Below are 16,084 nucleotides of genomic sequence, written 5' to 3'. Positions count from 1 at the left end.
TGAATCTCGAATTCTCGTTATATAGACGCTGTGACGTCTGGCCTGGCGTTTTTCGGTAATTCATTCGTCGGATGGCGTCACCTCGCCTTCCTGCAAGCGCTGCATCACATAGGCCAGGGCCTTGGCCAGATGCTTTTGCACGCTGCTGTCGCTGATGTCCAGATGCCGGGCGACCTGAGCGTGGGTCATGCCTTCGATACGGTTCAAGCGGAAAATCTGCTGGGTGCGCGCCGGCAATTCCGAAAGCGCCTGCTTCAATGCCTGCCGCTGTTGCTGCGCCATTGCCTGAGCCTCCAACCCGGCCACGTCATCTTCAATCTCGGCCAGCGCCTCGTGGGGCACGGTGTCGGTCTTGCGCCGTGCTTCCTGGCGAATATGGTCGATCAGCAGATTGCTCGCCGTTCGATAGAGATAGCCCTGGGAGTTGTCGATACGCTCACCGGCCGGTTTTTCTGCCAGGCGCAGGAAGCTCTCCTGCACCAGGTCTGCGGCCAATTGCGGGTCCCGTACTCTGCGGGCCAGATACCCGCGCAGCGTATCAGCGTGCTTGAGAAACAGGCCCTTGAGATCCACGTCCGACAAACCGACTCCCTGGAATGTTAAGGAAACAGGCGGGCATCTTAAGCGTTGTCGAGAATGGTTTTCAATTGATATCTAATCCGATTGAGCCGAGCGTTTGCCTTGATTAAACGTTCGATCACCGAACAGATCCGCTGCCATCCATTGACCAAATTAACCAATCAGTACATTTTGACTCCACAACCAATAAGAACTGTGGAGAAGCCTCTATGCCGCCCATCGTGCTGGTGCTCAACGGCCCCAACCTCAACCTGCTCGGCACCCGCGAGCCTGCCACTTATGGCCATGAAACCCTGGCCGACATTGCCGCCCTGTGTGGCCGCAGCGCCGACAAACTCGGGCTGACCATCGAGTTTCGCCAGACCAACCACGAGGGCGAATTGCTCGACTGGATCCACGCCGCCCGCAACCGCTGCGCCGGTATCGTGATCAACCCGGCGGCCTGGACCCACACCTCAGTCGCGATCCGTGATGCCCTGGTAGCCAGTGAAGTGCCGGTGATCGAAGTGCATTTATCCAACGTGCATGCCCGTGAAGCCTTTCGTCATCACTCGTTTGTGTCACCGATCGCCAAGGCCGTGCTGGCCGGGTTTGGCAGCCATGGCTACCACCTGGCCCTGGAACATTTCAGCCATACGCTGAAGGGACGCACCTGATGAAACCACGCATTCTCGCCGGCCTGATCGGCGCCGGTATCCAGGCCTCACGTACCCCGGCACTGCACGAACAGGAAGGCGACGCCCAGGGCTTGCGCTACCTGTATCGCCTGATCGACCTGGAGCCGTTGCACCTGGACCTCAACGCCCTGCCGGAACTATTGCGGGCCGCCGAGCTGATGCACTTCACCGGGCTGAACATTACCTACCCGTGCAAGCAGGCGATCCTGCCGCTGCTCGATGAACTCTCCGATGAGGCCCGGGGCATTGGCGCGGTCAATACCGTGGTGTTCAAGGATGGCAAGCGCATTGGCCATAACACCGACTGCCTGGGGTTCGCCGAAGGCTTTCGGCGCAACTTGCACAACGTGCCGCGCCAACGCGTGGTGCAGATGGGCGCCGGTGGCGCGGGCGCGGCGGTGGCCCATGCACTGTTGGCAGAAGGTGTGGAGCAGTTGAGCATCTTCGACGTCGACCGCACCCGCGCCCAGGACCTTGTGGATAACCTTGCCCGGCAGTTCGGTGCCGGTAGCGCTCAAGTCGGCAGCCACCTGGAAAACGCCATGGCCGAGGCCGATGGCCTGGTGAACACCACGCCGATGGGCATGGCCAAGCTGCCCGGCACGCCGGTGCCAGCGGCGTTGTTGCGGGCCGAATTGTGGGTAGCGGAGATCGTGTACTTCCCGCTGGAAACCCAACTGCTGCGTGACGCTCGCGCCTTGGGTTGCCGTACGTTGGATGGCGGCAATATGGCGGTGTTTCAGGCGGTGAAGGCGTTTGAGTTGTTCAGCGGTGAAGTGGCGGATGCAGACAGGATGCTGGCGCATTTCCAGAGCATGAATATCTAGGGATGCAACCCCATCAAAATGTGGGTGTGCCCCAACGCTGTAGGAGCGAGCTTGCTCGCGAAAAACTCACAGGCGCCGCGTTCATTCAGCAAGCACGCGTTATCGTTGACGTTTTTCGCGAGCAAGCTCGCTCCTACAACATTGGGGCAAGCTGAATTCGGTCTTGAAAACGGGTGTTCTCAGGCTTGCAGGTAGCGCAGCACCGACTCGCAAATCATCTCCCGATGGCGCTGCTTGATCGCCTCATCCGACAGCTCGATCTGGAAAATCTCGCTGAAGGTGTGCCGGTTGGACACCCGATAAAAGCTGAACGAGTTGATCAGCAAGTGCACATCCAGCGGCTCCAGCCCTTCGCGAAACAGCCCCAACTCAGCCCCGCGGCGCAAGGTCTCCCCCAGCCCTTCCAGGATTTTGCTGTTCATCGCCTTGATGGTCTCGGTGCGCTTGACGTACTCGGCGTTGTGGATATTTTCGATGCTGACGATGCGCACGAAATCCACGTTCTGGTCGTGGTGATCGAAGGTGAACTCCACCAACCGGCGAATCGCCTCACGCGGCTCCAGAGCCGTGAGGTTCATGCGCGTTTCGGTGTTGCGGATATCGCCGTAGAGCTTCTCCAGCACTTCGACGTATAGCTGCTCCTTGCTGCCGAAGTAGTAATAGATCATGCGCTTGGAGGTATGGATGCGCTCGGCGATGGCGTCCACACGAGCGCCGGCCAGGCCCTGCTGAACAAACTCGACAATGGCTTCTTGCAGAATATTTTCGCGGGTCTTTTCCGGATTGTTCTTGCGACTCTTGCGCGGTGCGTCAGCTACCGCGGGGAGATCGGGACTCGAGGTCATGGTGCGCTCACGGCCATTGTTGTGCAGGCGCTGATTATGGGCCGCGGCGCTCCCCGAAGGAAGCACCCACCCTGCCCTTATAAACGGGCCTGGCGCACCGCACCGCTGCGTGACTTGGCCATCGCCGCCAGACGCACCGCCACGTTGGCCGCGCCGTAGCCGGCATAGCCGTGCTTGCGCTGGATGATCTCGAAGAAAAACCGCCCTTCGAACGGCTCGGTGTACACATGAAACAGCTCACCGCCCTGGGCGTCGCGGTCGTACAGCACGTTGTAGTACGCCAGCTCGCTGAGGAACTCATCGTCAAAGTCGAAGCGCGCCGCCAGGTCGTCGTAGTAATTGAGTGGGATATCCAGCAGCGGCACACCGGCTTCCTTGGCCCGGCGTACTTGCGCAAAAATGTCCGCGCAATCAAACGCAATATGGTGCACGCCCGAACCGCGATAGCTGGAGAGCGCGTGGGAAATCGCGGTGTTGCGGTTTTCGGAGATGTTCAGCGGCAGGCGGATCGAGCTGCAGCGGCTGCGCAATGCACGGCTTTTCACCAGGCCGTAAGGGTCGGGCAACACCACTTCATCGTCGGCTTCGAAATCCAGCAGGCTCTTGTAGAACAGCACCCAACTGTCGAGGCTGTCGGCCGGCAAGGCCATGGCCATGTGGTCGATGCGCAACAAGCCGCCGCTGGCGGGTGTGGCCGCCTGCAGGTTGAAATCGGTGTCGTACAGCCCGCCTTCGCTGGGGTCGACCAGGTAAATCAGGCTGCCATCCGGTGCACGCACGGCGGCCAATTCCAGCTCGTTGGGGCCGACCAGGCCGCGATAAGGCTGGCCCTTGTAGGCCACCGCCCGCTCCAGGGCCTTGGCACTGTCCTTGACCCGCACCGCCGTGGCACACAACGACGGGCCATGGGCCTCGAAAAAGTTGTGGGCGAAGGAATAGGGTTCGCAGTTGAGGATCAGGTTGATATCGCCCTGGCGCAACAGGCTCACATTCTTCGAGCGATGCTGGCCGGCCTTGGCGAAGCCCAGGCGCTCCAGCCAATTGCTCAGCTTGGCGCCGAGGCTTTCATCCACGGCAAATTCCAGGAATTCGATCCCGTCGTACTCGCTGGCCGCCGGGGTTTCAAACAGGATGTCCACCGGCGCTGCGGGTGCTTCTTGCGCCAGGCGCTGGCGGGTTTTCTCTTCCAGGTACAGCAACGAGCGCAAGCCGTCCGCCGCATTCGCGCGGGTGGGCGCGGCGCGGAAACCATCGTTGAAAATTTCCAGGGACAAGGGCCCGCTGTAGCCACTTTTGATGATCGGCGCGAGAAAGCCCGCCAGGTCAAATTCGCCCTGGCCTGGGAAGCAACGGAAATGCCGGCTCCACTCCAGCACATCCATGGCCAGGATCGGTGCGTCGGCCATCTGCACGAAGAAAATCTTGTCGCCCGGGATCTGCGCGATGGCACTCGGGTCGCCCTTGAGCGACAAGGTGTGGAAGCTGTCGAGCAACACACCGAGGCTTGGGTGGTCGACTTGGCGCACCAGGTTCCACACCTGCTGCCAGGTGTTCACATGCTTGCCCCAGGCCAAGGCTTCATAGCCGATGCGCAGGCCGCGCTTGCCCGCGTGTTCGGCCAGCAGGCTCAGGTCATCGAGCAGAATACGTTCGTCGCCCACGCTGTCGGCCGAGGCGTTACTGCACACCAGCACCAGGTCGGTGCCTAGCTCTTGCATCAAATCGAATTTGCGTTCGGCGCGCTCCAGGTTGCGCGCCAGGCGATCGCGGCGGCAGCCTTCGAAATCGCGAAACGGCTGGAACAGAGTGATGGCGATGCCCAGGTCGGCGCACATCTGCCTAACCTCGCGCGGGCTGCCGTCGTAATACAACAAGTCGTTCTCAAAGATCTCCACCCCATCAAACCCGGCGGCGGCAATGGCTTCGAGTTTTTCCGGCAGGGTGCCGCTCAAGGACACAGTGGCAATAGAACGTTGCATGGAAGACTCCCGGCAATTGTTGTTTGTGGCAAATTATTCGCCCCTAGCCTACAGGCAGCAATTAAAATGTACGAACCGGTTAGTTTTTGGTGCGATTATCGAACACTAAGCCCCTTTGGCGAATTGACGACTTTTTAACCACTGCGCACCATCGACCGGGCAATTCGTTCACGTAACAAAGACCCAGAACACACCATAAGAATTTCAAAAAACGGGTACAAACCTCATGCCTCTGCAAAATCCAGCCCTGGCCGCGCGCCCGGGCAACCCGCACGCCGGTATCGGCGACAAGATCCGCGGTGCCCTGGCCGTGGGTAAAACGCGCTGGGGCATGCTGGCCCTGGTGTTCTTCGCCACCACCTTGAACTACATCGACCGCGCCGCCCTGGGCGTGATGCAACCGATCCTCGCCAAGGAAATGAGCTGGACGGCGATGGACTACGCCAACATCAACTTCTGGTTCCAAGTCGGCTACGCCATCGGCTTTGTGCTGCAAGGCCGCTTGATTGACCGGGTTGGCGTCAAACGCGTGTTCTTCTGCGCCGTGCTGCTGTGGAGCCTGGCCACCGGCGCCCATGGCCTGGCCACCTCGGCGGTCGGCTTTATGGTCTGCCGGTTTATCCTCGGGCTGACCGAAGCGGCCAACTACCCGGCCTGCGTCAAGACCACACGTTTGTGGTTCCCGGCGGGTGAACGTGCAGTGGCCACCGGCATCTTCAACGCTGGCACCAACGTCGGCGCAATGATGACGCCGATGCTGCTGCCGTTGATCCTGCACGTGTGGGGCTGGCAGGCGGCGTTCCTGTGCATGTCGGCACTTGGCGGGATCTGGCTGGTGCTCTGGGGCTTGAAGTACTACAACCCGGAAGACCACCCCACCGTTAAACAATCCGAATTGGATTACGTGCAACAGGAAGTCGAACCGGAACAACCCCGTGTGCCGTTCAGCCGCATCCTGCGCATGCGCGGCACCTGGGCCTTCGCCCTCGCCTACTCGCTCACCGCGCCGGTGTTCTGGTTCTACCTGTATTGGCTGCCGCCGTTCTTGAACCAGCAATACAACCTGGGCATCAACGTGACGCAGATGGGCATTCCGCTGATCATCATTTACCTCACCGCCGACTTTGGCAGCGTGGGCGGCGGGATCCTGTCGTCATTCCTGATTGGCCGTGGGATGAACTCGATCAAGGCGCGGCTGTTGTCGATGCTGCTGTTCGCCTGCTGCATCGTCGGCGTGATCATGGCGGCCGGTTCCAGCCAGCTGTGGGTCGCGGTGTTTGCCATCTCCCTGGCCATCGGCGCGCACCAGGCCTGGACCGCCAACATCTGGAGCCTGGTGATGGACTACACGCCCAAGCACATGATGAGCACGGTGTTCGGCTTCGGCGGCATGTGCGCGGCCATCGGCGGCATGTTCATGACCCAGATCGTCGGCCACATCCTCACGGTAACCAACAACAACTACACGATCTTGTTCACCCTGATCCCGGCGATGTATTTCATCGCACTGGTGTGGATGTACTTCATGGCGCCGCGCAAGATCCCCACGGTAGACGTTTAACTAACGCCGCCGCTGCTGCCAGGCAGCGGCCAACCCGCTCATGCAGATCACCCCGATACCCACCACCGTGGTCATATCGGGGGTATGGCTGAACACCAGCCAGCCCAACAACCCCGCGAATACGATCTGGCAATAGCCAAACGGCGCCAGCAAGGCCGGCGCCGCGAAGCGGAACGCCTGGGTGAGCATCAGGTGCGCGGTCATCCCGCAGGTGCCCAGCGCCAGCATCATCACCGCGTGCCACAGCGTCGGCACTTGCCAGAAGAACGGCACCATCGCACTCATCACCAAGGTGTTGCACAGGCCGGCGAAGAAGTTGCTGGTGGTGGGGCTGTCGTATTGGCTGAGGATGCGCGTGAGCAACTGGTAGAAGCAGAAGAACAGCGCCGAGCACAGCGGCAGCAATACCGCTGGGGTAAACAACTCGCCGCCGGGGTGGATGATGATCACCACGCCGATAAACCCGCAGATCACCGCCAGCCACTGGCCACGGGTCACGTGCTCACCGAGCAACGGTACCGACAGCGCCGTCACCAGGATCGGCGCCAGGAAGTTCACCGCCGTGGCTTCGGCCAACGGGATGTAATGCAGCGCCGTGGTGAAGAACAGGCTGGTGCCCAACAGGCATAACGCCCGCACCACCTGCATGCCCGGCCGCTTGCTGCGCAACACACGCAGGCCCGATTGCGGCAGGAAGATCCCAGCCATCAGCAAGGTGTGCACCATGTACCGCGCCCACACCACCATCACGATCGGGTAAAACCCGGCCAGGTATTTGGACAAGGCGTCGTGGCTGGAGAACAGAAACGTCGCCAGCACAATCAGCAGGATGCCTTTGAACGGATGGTTGACGCCGGAGAGCGGGGTACTGACAGTCATTGAATTCTCTTGTGTGGCGAGCGGGACGCTGAGCACTGAACCAAGTAGCGCTCAACCCGGTAATCTAGCAGCCGGGCCGGAGTCTGCCCCAAGAGCATAACCAAACACCGGGCGAACAGCGCACTAAATCGATGGATCCGAGTCCAACGCTGCACGCTCGCCCCGGCGTTGCACACTTTTTAACCAAGGCCTTGCCGCTATGAAAAAAATCCTCTTTGCCCTGTCTGCCCTCGCCCTGCTCGCTGCCTGCGACAAAGCCCCGAAAGAAGCCCCCAAGCCCGCGCCCGCTTCCGTGCAAGCGACTCTGGTGCCAGAGACCCCGCCCACCGATAAATGGGTTGGCAAGTGGATCGGTGTCGAAGGCTTGCACCTGACCATCGCCAAAGACGACAGCATTGGCCGCGGCCACTACCTGCTGACCATGCAATACGGCCTCGATGCCGATGACGCTGGCACCTTCAAAGGTGAGGCCACTGACGACGGCATCGCCTTCACCCGCCCCGACGGCCCGCAGCTGTTGCGCGCTGGCGATGGCGCCGCCACCGGTTTGAAGTGGCTGGCAGATAAAAAAGACTGCCTGATCGTTGCTACTGGCGAAGGCTATTGCCGTTAATACCGACCATAATCAATCACGGTTAGCACACAGAGGATTGCTCCCATGCTATGGAAAAAAGGCCGACGCAGCGACAACGTGGTAGATGCCCGTAATGACAGTGGCGGCGGCGGTGGCGGTATGCGCTTCGGCGGCGGCAAGGGCCTGAGCCTCACGGCCATCGTGCTGATCGTCGGCATTGGCTGGCTGACCGGCCAGGACCCGATGCAGATCCTCGGCCAATTGACCGGCCAGATGGAACAGGCGCCGTCGGTCAGCACCCAGACGCGTCAGGCACCGCCGGCCAACGATGAGCAAGCCGACTTTGTGCGCGCTGTGCTGGGCGATACCGAAGACACCTGGGGCCAAGTGTTCCAGCAAAACGGGCTGGCGTATAAGAACCCGAAACTGATCCTGTTCCGTGGCCGGGTGAATTCAGCCTGTGGTGGCGCCACCTCAGCCAGCGGCCCGTTCTACTGCCCGGCTGACCAGCAGGTGTACCTGGACCTGGATTTTTTCCGGGAAATGTCGCAACGCTTCCAGGCCGCCGGTGACTTCGCCCAGGCCTACGTGATCGCCCACGAAATCGGGCACCACGTACAAACGTTGCTGGGCATCTCGTCCAAGATCCAGGCGGCGCGCCAACAGGGTCGGCAGATGGAAGGCGACGGTGGCCTGCTGGTTCGCCAGGAACTGCAAGCCGACTGCTTTGCCGGCGTGTGGGCCAACCATGCGCAAAAACGCCTGAACTGGCTGGAACCCGGCGATATCGAAGAAGCCCTGAACGCAGCCAATGCCATCGGCGACGACCGTTTGCAGCAGCAGGGCCAGGGGCGCGTGGTACCGGACTCCTTTACCCACGGCACCTCGGCCCAACGCGTACGCTGGTTCAAGACCGGCTTCGCCCAGGGCCAGATCACTCAATGCGATACCTTCGCGGCCAAGAGTCTCTAAATGATCAAACGATTGGGGTTACTGCTGGGTATGCTCGTGTCCTGTTGCACCTTCGCGGCCGAACACGGCGTCAAGGTGGTCAGCCCCGATCGCTTTCATCTGGAGGCCGGCGACCTCAGCCTGGGCCTGAGCCAGGATTGGCGCCAACCGCTGCCCAAGGTCACGCGCGCATTGATCATCGTGCATGGCCGCCTGCGCAATGCGCAAACCTACCTGCAAAGCGGCATCGACGCCGCCGAGCATGCCGGGGTGGGCGGCAGTACGCTGGTGATCGCACCGCAGTTTCTCAATCAAGCCGACGTGAAGCGCAACCACCTGAGCAACGACGTATTACGTTGGAAGGGCAACGACTGGATGGCCGGCGACGCGTCCACCGGCCCAGGGCAGATCAGCTCTTATGGCGCTCTGGACCAGATCATCAAGCACTTGGGCAACCGCAAACTGTTCCCGGCGCTGAAAGAAATCGTGGTTGCCGGGCATTCTGGCGGTGGCCAAGTGGTGCAGCGCTTCGCCCTCACCGGCCACGACCACCCGCTGCTGAACACCGAAAGCATCCGCCTGCGGTATGTGGTGGCTAACCCGTCGTCCTATGCGTACTTCAGCCCGCAACGCCCGGTGAAGTTCGATGCGACCAGTTGCCCAGGCTTCAACGACTGGAAGTACGGCATGCAAAACCTGCCGGATTACGTGGGTGACCGAGGCGCCCAGCAACTGGAACAGGCCTACGTGTCACGGGATATCACTTACCTGCTGGGCCAGCAGGACACCGACCCCAACCACCCGGCGCTGGATAAAAGCTGCGAAGCCGAGGCCCAGGGTGCGTACCGGCTGATACGTGGGCACAACTACTTTGACTATCTCAAGCAGCGGCATCCGCAGTTGGCTCACAGGCTGGTAGAAGTGCCGGGGGTGGGGCATGACGGGGACGAGATGTTTACCTCGCCAGAGGGAGAAAAGGTGCTGTTCGCCCAGTAATCACTGACGAAACCCAATAAAAATGTGGGAGCGGGCTTGCTCGCGAATGCGGTGCACCAGTCAACCTATCTGGCGACTGACACTCTGCATTCGCGAGCAAGCCCGCTCCCACAATTGGATTTGCGCTAGCCGATTCAAATCATTCGGCGCAGCGCCGCACAATCCTCGGCATGCCAATCCGCCAATTCCGGCCACGGGTTCTCCGGCAAGTTCACCAACACCGTCTTGGCCCCCGCTGCCCGACCACAATCCAGGTCAAAGCGATAATCCCCAACCATCACCATCTGGCTCGGTGCTACGTCCCAAGCCGCCGCCAGCTTCAGTAACCCACCCGGATCCGGCTTGTGCGGCGCATCATCGCGCCCCAGCACATCCTCAATGGCAAAGCAGTCCGCCAGGCCTATCGCCTCCAGGGTGATATGCGCCAGCTCCCGCGCATTGCGGGTCAGGATGCCCAGGCGATAACCGCGAGCGGCCAATTCCTGTACCAGCTCCACCGCGCCCTGCGCCGCCACCGAACCCAGGGCCAGCTCGCGCTCGTGCTCCAGCAACCAGGCATGCTTGGCCGCGGCCTCCTGCGCCGGCAAGGCCGCCAAGTGCGTGAGGATGTCGTCTTCGGGTGGAATGTCCAGCGCCTCGCGGATAGCCGCAAAGTCATGCACCGCCACCGTGAGCGTGCCGTCCATGTCGAACACCCAGTGCTTAACGTCGCAGAGGCTCATGCCCAATCCTTGCGATGGCGGATCAAACCTTCCTGGGTCACCGACGCCACCAATTGCCCGGCGCGGTTGTACACGCTGCCCCGGGAGAAACCCCGGGAGTTGCCGGCCCACGGGCTGTCCATGGCGTACAGCAACCAGTCATCGGCACGCAGGTCGGCGTGGAACCACAGCGCGTGATCGAGGCTGGCGACCTGCATGTCTTTCTGCCACACAGTCTTGCCATGGGGCAGCAACGAGGTGGTCAACAGGCCGAAGTCCGAGGCATAGGCCAACAGGTATTTATGCAGCGCCGGCGTGTCCGCCAAGGCCCCGTCGGCACGAAACCACACGTACTTGACCGGGTCGGACGGCTGCGGGTTGAACGGGTCTTTTTCGGTGACCGGGCGCACTTCGATGGGCTTGGGGCACAGCAGCTTGTCGCGCATGTGCTCGGGGATCAGGTGCGCACGCTGCTGGGTCAGCTCCAGCTCCGACGGCAGGTTTTCCGGGCCCACTACCACCGGCATGGTGGTCTGGTGCTCAAAGCCTTCTTCGTCGTACTGGAACGAGGTCGTGCAGGTGAAGATCGGGTTGCCCTTTTGAATCGCGGTGACACGACGCGTGCTGAAACTGCCGCCATCGCGCACGCGGTCCACCGAGTACACCACCGGCAAGGCCGCATCGCCAGGGCGCAGGAAATAACCGTGCAGGGAATGCACATGCCGCGCTTCGTCTACGGTCTGGCTGGCCGCTGACAGCGACTGGCCGAGCACTTGGCCGCCGAACAACTGGCGAAAGCCCAGGTCCTGGCTGCGGCCGCGAAAGAGGTTTTCCTCGATCGGCTCCAGGGTCAGCAAGTCCACCAGATCTTCCAATACTTGGCTCATTGAAACTCTCCTCAAAGCAAAACGGTATCTACCTGTAGGAGCGAGCTTGCTCGCGAAGGTCGTTAACGATGACGCAGCGCTTCTGGTTTACCGCAGCGCTCTTGCGTTCTTCGCGAGCAAGCTCGCTCCTACAGGTTTCTGTTGAGCATGACCGCCTGCTTATCCGTGCAGCGTGTCCAACCATTGGGCGCGGGTGATGCGGTATAAAACATGAGGGCGCAGCGGGTCACCGGCTGCGACTTTCGGGTGTTCAAAATCTGCCTGCGGATCGTAATGCATACCGATGGCCTGCATGACTTTTTGTGAGGGCAGATTGCTCTCGGTGGTGAAAGCCAGGATTTCGTCCAGTTGCAGGCGGTCAAAACCACAGCGCAACGCCGTCCAGGCGGCCTCACTGGCATAACCCAGGCCCCAATGCTCACGGGCCAGGCGCCAGCCGATTTCCACCGCCGGGGTAAAGCCGGCTTCGAAGCTGACATTCGCAAGGCCCGTCAGGCCGATAAACTCACCGGTGTCCTTGCGCTGCAAAGCCCAGAAACCAAAGCCATATTCAGCAAAATGCCCGCGTATCCGGCCGATCAGCGCCGCGCTTTCCAAGTGGCTCAATTGCGCCGGGAAGTAGCGCATCACCTGCGGGTCGGCGCACATGCGCGCAAAGTCCGGCAAGTCGCTGTCGCGCCATTGGCGCAGCACCAAGCGTGCACTTTCCAATTCCAGTATCGGCTCCATGGGTCCCCCTGCCTTGCCATGTGCGTGAGTGTACAGCGCTGTTAAGATCCTTCGCAGGTTCCCGTCAGAAAATCCCATGCCCTTGCCATTGATCTACCACGAAGACTACAGCCCTGAGTTCCCGGCGGACCACCGGTTCCCCATGGACAAGTTTCGCCTGTTGCGTGACCACCTGGTGGACAGCGGCCTCACCGAAGACAGCCAATTGCTGCGCCCGTCGCTGTGCCCGGCAGACATTTTGGCCCTGGCCCATGAACCTGGGTATATCGAACGCTACATGGGCGGCGAACTGTCCCGCGAAGACCAACGCCGCCTCGGCCTGCCCTGGAGCGAAGCCCTGGCCCGGCGCACGGTGCGGGCGGTGGGCGGCTCGATCCTGGCGGCTGAACAGGCCCTGGAACATGGCCTGGCCTGCCATTTGGCGGGCGGCACCCACCATGCCCATTACGATTATCCGGCCGGTTTCTGCATTTTTAATGACCTGGCGGTGATCAGCCATTACCTGTTGGCCAGCGGCCGGGTCAATCGTGTGCTGATCTTCGATTGCGACGTGCACCAGGGCGACGGCACTGCACGCATCCTGCACGACACGCCGGATGCCATCACCGTGTCGCTGCATTGCGAAAAGAACTTCCCGGCCCGCAAGGCCCAGAGCGACTGGGATATCCCGCTGCCCATGGGCATGGGCGATGCGGACTACCTCAAGGTGGTGGATGACGCGCTCAACTACCTGCTGCCGCTCTACCAGCCAGACCTGGTGCTGTACGACGCCGGCGTGGATGTGCACAAGGACGACGCCCTTGGTTACCTCAAGCTGACAGACGCCGGCGTCGCCGCCCGTGATGAAAGCGTGATGCGCCACTGCCTGGGCCGCGACATTCCAGTGATGGGCGTCATCGGTGGCGGCTACAGCAAGGACCGCCCCGCCCTCGCCCGCCGCCACGGCATCTTGCACCACAGCGCACAACGGGTATGGACGTCATCAGGCTGTCATTGAAGTGTGAGCGTTACCCACAATGCCTGTGGAACGGCCTGTGGATAACTTGAGCGTAAGCGGCTGCAAGCGTTTGGCCGTATGGCCTGTAGGAAAGTGTACGTTTTTTGATCAGGCAGCGCCGTCGTGGTCGGGTAGAATGCTCGGCCTATTCATATCACCGTAGCCCTGCCCATGCCTCAGACTTCTGTCCACCACGTCTCCATTATCGGCGGTGGCCCCGCCGGGCTGATGGCCGCCGAAGTCTTGAGCCAGGCGGGCGTGCGCGTGGACCTGTACGACGGCATGCCATCGGTGGGGCGCAAGTTCCTGCTGGCAGGCGTGGGCGGCATGAATATCACCCACTCCGAGGCGTACCCGACGTTTCTGTCGCGCTATGCCGAACGCGCCCCGCACATGGCACCGCTACTGCGCAGCTTTGGCGCCGAGGCGTTGTGCGAATGGATTCATGGCCTGGGCATTCAAACTTTTGTCGGCACCTCTGGCCGCGTATTTCCTACCGATATGAAAGCCGCGCCCCTGTTGCGCGCCTGGCTCAAGCGCCTGCGGGAGCAAGGTGTGGTTATCCACACCCGGCATCGTTGGACGGGTTGGAATGCCGAGGGCGATTTACTTATCCACAGCCCGGAGGGCGAAAAAGTTGTCCACAGCGACGCCGTGCTACTGGCCCTGGGCGGCGGCAGTTGGTCGCGCCTGGGCTCCGACGGTGCGTGGCTTAACCTGTTTGAAGGCAAAGGCCTGCCCTATGTGCGGCTGCAACCGACCAACTGCGGGTTTGAAGTGTCGGCATGGAGCGAGTTGATGGTCAGCAAATTCGCGGGCGCACCGTTGAAAAACGTCGCCATTGGCTTGGCAGACGACAAACCTCGGCTGGGCGAGTGTGTGATCACTGCCACCGGTATTGAAGGCAGCTTGATCTACGCCTTGTCAGCGCCGATTCGCGAAGCGATCAACCGCGACGGTGCGGCCACGGTGCATATCGATTTGCTGCCCAGCAAGCCGTTGGACAAGGTGCAGGCCGCATTGGCCAAGCCCCGTGGCTCGCGGTCGATGAGCAAGCATTTGCACAGTCAGTTGGGATTGGATGGCGTGAAGGCGGCGTTATTGCGCGAGCTGACGCCCGCTGAACACTTCACCGATCCGGCGCAATTGGCGGTGGATATCAAAGCGTTGCCGCTGACGCTGGTGAGGACGCGGCCGATGGATGAGGCGATCAGCACGGCCGGTGGTGTGCCGTTTGAAGCGCTGGATGAGCGGTTGATGCTCAAGCCATTGCCTGGGGTGTTCTGTGCGGGGGAAATGCTCGATTGGGAAGCGCCGACCGGTGGGTATTTGCTGACCGGCTGTTTTGCCAGTGGCCGGGCGGCTGGGCTGGGGATGTTGGAATGGCTTAACCGCTGAGCGCTGCGGTGGACTTAAGGCCGCCATCGCAGGCAAGCCAGCTCCCACCTTTGACTGTGTTCACAATTCAAAAGGTGGGAGCTGGCTTGCCTGCGATGAGGCCATCAGCCACAGCGCAAAATCACTTCTTCTTACGCGGCCCGGTATTAAACACCGGCACCTTGCGCACCGGCTTGATCGAAGGCTCAGCTGGGGCCACTTCCCCACTGTCCACCCACTTGCCCAGGTTGCGCTTGCCGCCACCGCCAGAGGCCTTAGGCTTCTTCGGCTTTTTCGGTTTCTTCACCACCTGCCCGCTGGCATCGGTATCCGGCACGCGGTGCTCGGGCTCGAAGTCCGGTTCCATTTTGCGCGTGAGGGTCTGGCGGGTCAGCATCTCGATGGCCGAGAGCATGTTCACCTCATCGGCACACACCAGGGAAATCGCCTCACCGGTGTTGCCCGCACGCCCGGTACGGCCAATGCGGTGGATGTAGTCTTCGGCCACGATCGGCAGGTCAAAGTTGACCACCAGCGGCAGGTCTTCGATATCCAGGCCACGGGCCGCCACATCAGTAGCCACCAGGATCTGCACGTCGCTGGCCTTGAAGCGGTCCAGTGCGCGTTGGCGGGTGGCTTGGGGTTTGTCGCCATGGATGCCGTCGGCGTTGATCCCCAGGCCCTGCAACTTGTCCACCAAGGCGTCTACGCCGTTGCGGGTCTTGGCGAACACCAGCACTTGCTTCCAACGGCCCTTGCGCATCAGGTGCACAAACAGTTCCGGCTTGCGCTTCTTGTCCACCGGCACCACCCACTGCTTGACGGTGTTGGCGGCGACGTTGCGCGGGCTGACTTCGATGCTCAGCGGGTCGTTGAGCATTTGCCCGGCCAGCAGGCGGATGTCATCGGAGAAGGTCGCGGAAAACAGCAGGGTCTGGCGCTTTTTCGGCAACATGCGATAGATGTTCGCCAGTTCTTCGGAGAAGCCCAGGTCGAGCATACGGTCGGCTTCATCCAGCACCAGGGTTTGCAGCTGGTTGAGCTTCAGCGCGTTCTGGCGGAACAGGTCGATCAGGCGTCCAGGGGTGGCGACCAGAATGTCCACACCCTTGCGCAGCTTCATCATCTGCGGGTTGATGCTCACGCCGCCGTACACCGCGTAAGTGGTCAGCGGCAGGTGCTGGGCGTACTCGGCAACGCTGGCGTGAACCTGCTCGGCCAGTTCACGGGTGGGGCACAGGATCAGCGCACGCGCCGAGTTGGCGGCGACTTTCGGCCCTTCCATGGTCAACAGTTGCAGCAGCGGCAAAGCGAAACCTGCGGTCTTGCCGGTGCCGGTCTGGGCCGCGGCCATCAGGTCGCGACCGGCCAGCACGGCCGGAATGGCTTGGGCCTGCACCGGCGTCGGGGTCTGGTAGCCAAGCGTCTCAAGGGCGCGCAGCAAGGGTTCGATCAGGCCAAGGGTGGCGAAAGTCATGTAGTTACCGTAGGAAAAATTCAGCGCAAGGGCGTAATGCGCGGCAGT

The 16,084-nt window shown here is 61.4% G+C and carries 16 protein-coding genes; 8 read left to right on the top strand and 8 right to left on the bottom strand.

Going from position 1 to position 16,084, the window contains the following annotated elements; translation table 11 throughout:
* Window positions 1-60: 60 nt before the first annotated feature.
* Window positions 61-582, bottom strand: coding sequence for an RNA polymerase sigma factor (locus A7K61_RS02740; RefSeq protein ID WP_003194359.1), 522 nt, complete (start codon window positions 580-582; stop codon window positions 61-63).
* A 206-nt stretch (window positions 583-788) separates the two neighbouring features.
* Between A7K61_RS02740 and aroQ the strand changes: the two genes are divergently transcribed.
* Together aroQ and A7K61_RS02730 are read left to right on the top strand one after the other, a co-directional pair.
* Complete coding sequence (gene aroQ / locus A7K61_RS02735) at window positions 789-1,235, top strand: type II 3-dehydroquinate dehydratase (protein ID WP_003194361.1); 447 nt, start codon at window positions 789-791, stop codon at window positions 1,233-1,235.
* Entirely contained in the window at window positions 1,235-2,083 is an 849-nt protein-coding gene (locus A7K61_RS02730; protein ID WP_069556901.1) for a shikimate dehydrogenase, read from the top strand. Before aroQ ends, A7K61_RS02730 begins: the two co-directional genes overlap by 1 nt.
* 179 nt (window positions 2,084-2,262) lie before the next feature.
* On the opposite strand, the gene A7K61_RS02725 is transcribed toward A7K61_RS02730, so the two are convergent.
* On the bottom strand, window positions 2,263-2,928 hold the full coding sequence (locus A7K61_RS02725) for a TetR/AcrR family transcriptional regulator (RefSeq protein WP_014720036.1): 666 nt from the start codon (window positions 2,926-2,928) through the stop codon (window positions 2,263-2,265).
* A gap of 77 nt (window positions 2,929-3,005) precedes the next feature.
* On the bottom strand, window positions 3,006-4,907 hold the full coding sequence (gene quiC, locus A7K61_RS02720) for a 3-dehydroshikimate dehydratase QuiC (protein ID WP_044268880.1): 1,902 nt from the start codon (window positions 4,905-4,907) through the stop codon (window positions 3,006-3,008).
* A 226-nt stretch (window positions 4,908-5,133) separates the two neighbouring features.
* Here quiC and A7K61_RS02715 point away from each other — a divergent pair, with 226 nt between their 5' ends.
* Window positions 5,134-6,468, top strand: coding sequence for an MFS transporter (locus tag A7K61_RS02715; protein ID WP_003194368.1), 1,335 nt, complete (start codon window positions 5,134-5,136; stop codon window positions 6,466-6,468).
* Here the strand turns inward: A7K61_RS02715 and A7K61_RS02710 are convergent, their stop codons facing one another.
* The gene (locus A7K61_RS02710; protein ID WP_003194370.1) at window positions 6,469-7,347 is read right to left on the bottom strand and encodes a DMT family transporter; all 879 of its coding nucleotides are present in this window, start codon (window positions 7,345-7,347) and stop codon (window positions 6,469-6,471) included.
* A 199-nt stretch (window positions 7,348-7,546) separates the two neighbouring features.
* On the opposite strand from A7K61_RS02710, the gene A7K61_RS02705 reads away from it, so the two are divergent.
* From A7K61_RS02705 to A7K61_RS02695, 3 genes are read left to right on the top strand one after another with little or no spacing between them, the layout of a single operon-like run.
* Complete coding sequence (locus A7K61_RS02705) at window positions 7,547-7,960, top strand: lipoprotein (RefSeq protein ID WP_032895205.1); 414 nt, start codon at window positions 7,547-7,549, stop codon at window positions 7,958-7,960.
* Between the two features lie 45 nt (window positions 7,961-8,005).
* A complete protein-coding gene (locus tag A7K61_RS02700; RefSeq protein ID WP_069556900.1) occupies window positions 8,006-8,893 on the top strand; it encodes a neutral zinc metallopeptidase in 888 nt (295 codons plus the stop codon).
* Window positions 8,894-9,868: a hypothetical protein gene (locus A7K61_RS02695; protein WP_069556899.1), complete on the top strand. Its 975-nt coding sequence runs from the start codon at window positions 8,894-8,896 to the stop codon at window positions 9,866-9,868.
* 134 nt (window positions 9,869-10,002) lie between these two features.
* On the opposite strand, the gene A7K61_RS02690 is transcribed toward A7K61_RS02695, so the two are convergent.
* The 3 genes from A7K61_RS02690 to A7K61_RS02680 all read right to left on the bottom strand — a co-directional run bounded on the left by A7K61_RS02690 (window position 10,003) and on the right by A7K61_RS02680 (window position 12,185).
* Window positions 10,003-10,590 carry an HAD family hydrolase gene (locus A7K61_RS02690; RefSeq protein WP_069556898.1) on the bottom strand — a complete coding sequence of 196 codons (588 nt, stop codon included), beginning with the start codon at window positions 10,588-10,590 and terminating at the stop codon, window positions 10,003-10,005.
* Window positions 10,587-11,456 carry an acyl-CoA thioesterase II gene (gene tesB, locus A7K61_RS02685; RefSeq protein ID WP_032895201.1) on the bottom strand — a complete coding sequence of 290 codons (870 nt, stop codon included), beginning with the start codon at window positions 11,454-11,456 and terminating at the stop codon, window positions 10,587-10,589. Before tesB ends, A7K61_RS02690 begins: the two co-directional genes overlap by 4 nt.
* A gap of 159 nt (window positions 11,457-11,615) precedes the next feature.
* Window positions 11,616-12,185 (bottom strand): GNAT family N-acetyltransferase, encoded by a 570-nt coding sequence (locus tag A7K61_RS02680; RefSeq protein WP_014720044.1) that lies wholly within the window; start codon window positions 12,183-12,185, stop codon window positions 11,616-11,618.
* 76 nt (window positions 12,186-12,261) lie between these two features.
* On the opposite strand from A7K61_RS02680, the gene A7K61_RS02675 reads away from it, so the two are divergent.
* Window positions 12,262-13,182 carry a histone deacetylase gene (locus tag A7K61_RS02675; protein WP_047711845.1) on the top strand — a complete coding sequence of 307 codons (921 nt, stop codon included), beginning with the start codon at window positions 12,262-12,264 and terminating at the stop codon, window positions 13,180-13,182.
* 171 nt (window positions 13,183-13,353) lie between these two features.
* Window positions 13,354-14,580 (top strand): TIGR03862 family flavoprotein, encoded by a 1,227-nt coding sequence (locus tag A7K61_RS02670; RefSeq protein WP_069556897.1) that lies wholly within the window; start codon window positions 13,354-13,356, stop codon window positions 14,578-14,580.
* Between the two features lie 121 nt (window positions 14,581-14,701).
* On the opposite strand, the gene A7K61_RS02665 is transcribed toward A7K61_RS02670, so the two are convergent.
* Entirely contained in the window at window positions 14,702-16,036 is a 1,335-nt protein-coding gene (locus A7K61_RS02665) for a DEAD/DEAH box helicase (protein ID WP_019818046.1), read from the bottom strand.
* Window positions 16,037-16,084 lie beyond the last annotated feature (48 nt).

Source organism: Pseudomonas sp. AP42 (assembly GCF_001728935.1).
Classification (GTDB): domain Bacteria; phylum Pseudomonadota; class Gammaproteobacteria; order Pseudomonadales; family Pseudomonadaceae; genus Aquipseudomonas; species Aquipseudomonas lactis.
Note: the sequence above shows the minus strand (reverse complement) of the source record. Positions and strands in the feature narration are given on the sequence as shown.

Excerpts from the sequence above, each read along its gene's own strand:
- aroQ (WP_003194361.1), top strand. The coding sequence starts at position 789 with ATGCCGCCCATCGTGCTGGTGCTCAACGGCCCCAACCTCAACCTGCTC.
- A7K61_RS02730 (WP_069556901.1), top strand. The coding sequence starts at position 1,235 with ATGAAACCACGCATTCTCGCCGGCCTGATCGGCGCCGGTATCCAGGCC.
- A7K61_RS02725 (WP_014720036.1), bottom strand. The coding sequence starts at position 2,928 with ATGACCTCGAGTCCCGATCTCCCCGCGGTAGCTGACGCACCGCGCAAG.
- quiC (WP_044268880.1), bottom strand. The coding sequence starts at position 4,907 with ATGCAACGTTCTATTGCCACTGTGTCCTTGAGCGGCACCCTGCCGGAA.
- A7K61_RS02715 (WP_003194368.1), top strand. The coding sequence starts at position 5,134 with ATGCCTCTGCAAAATCCAGCCCTGGCCGCGCGCCCGGGCAACCCGCAC.
- A7K61_RS02710 (WP_003194370.1), bottom strand. The coding sequence starts at position 7,347 with ATGACTGTCAGTACCCCGCTCTCCGGCGTCAACCATCCGTTCAAAGGC.
- A7K61_RS02705 (WP_032895205.1), top strand. The coding sequence starts at position 7,547 with ATGAAAAAAATCCTCTTTGCCCTGTCTGCCCTCGCCCTGCTCGCTGCC.
- A7K61_RS02700 (WP_069556900.1), top strand. The coding sequence starts at position 8,006 with ATGCTATGGAAAAAAGGCCGACGCAGCGACAACGTGGTAGATGCCCGT.
- A7K61_RS02695 (WP_069556899.1), top strand. The coding sequence starts at position 8,894 with ATGATCAAACGATTGGGGTTACTGCTGGGTATGCTCGTGTCCTGTTGC.
- A7K61_RS02690 (WP_069556898.1), bottom strand. The coding sequence starts at position 10,590 with ATGAGCCTCTGCGACGTTAAGCACTGGGTGTTCGACATGGACGGCACG.
- tesB (WP_032895201.1), bottom strand. The coding sequence starts at position 11,456 with ATGAGCCAAGTATTGGAAGATCTGGTGGACTTGCTGACCCTGGAGCCG.
- A7K61_RS02680 (WP_014720044.1), bottom strand. The coding sequence starts at position 12,185 with ATGGAGCCGATACTGGAATTGGAAAGTGCACGCTTGGTGCTGCGCCAA.
- A7K61_RS02675 (WP_047711845.1), top strand. The coding sequence starts at position 12,262 with ATGCCCTTGCCATTGATCTACCACGAAGACTACAGCCCTGAGTTCCCG.
- A7K61_RS02670 (WP_069556897.1), top strand. The coding sequence starts at position 13,354 with ATGCCTCAGACTTCTGTCCACCACGTCTCCATTATCGGCGGTGGCCCC.
- A7K61_RS02665 (WP_019818046.1), bottom strand. The coding sequence starts at position 16,036 with ATGACTTTCGCCACCCTTGGCCTGATCGAACCCTTGCTGCGCGCCCTT.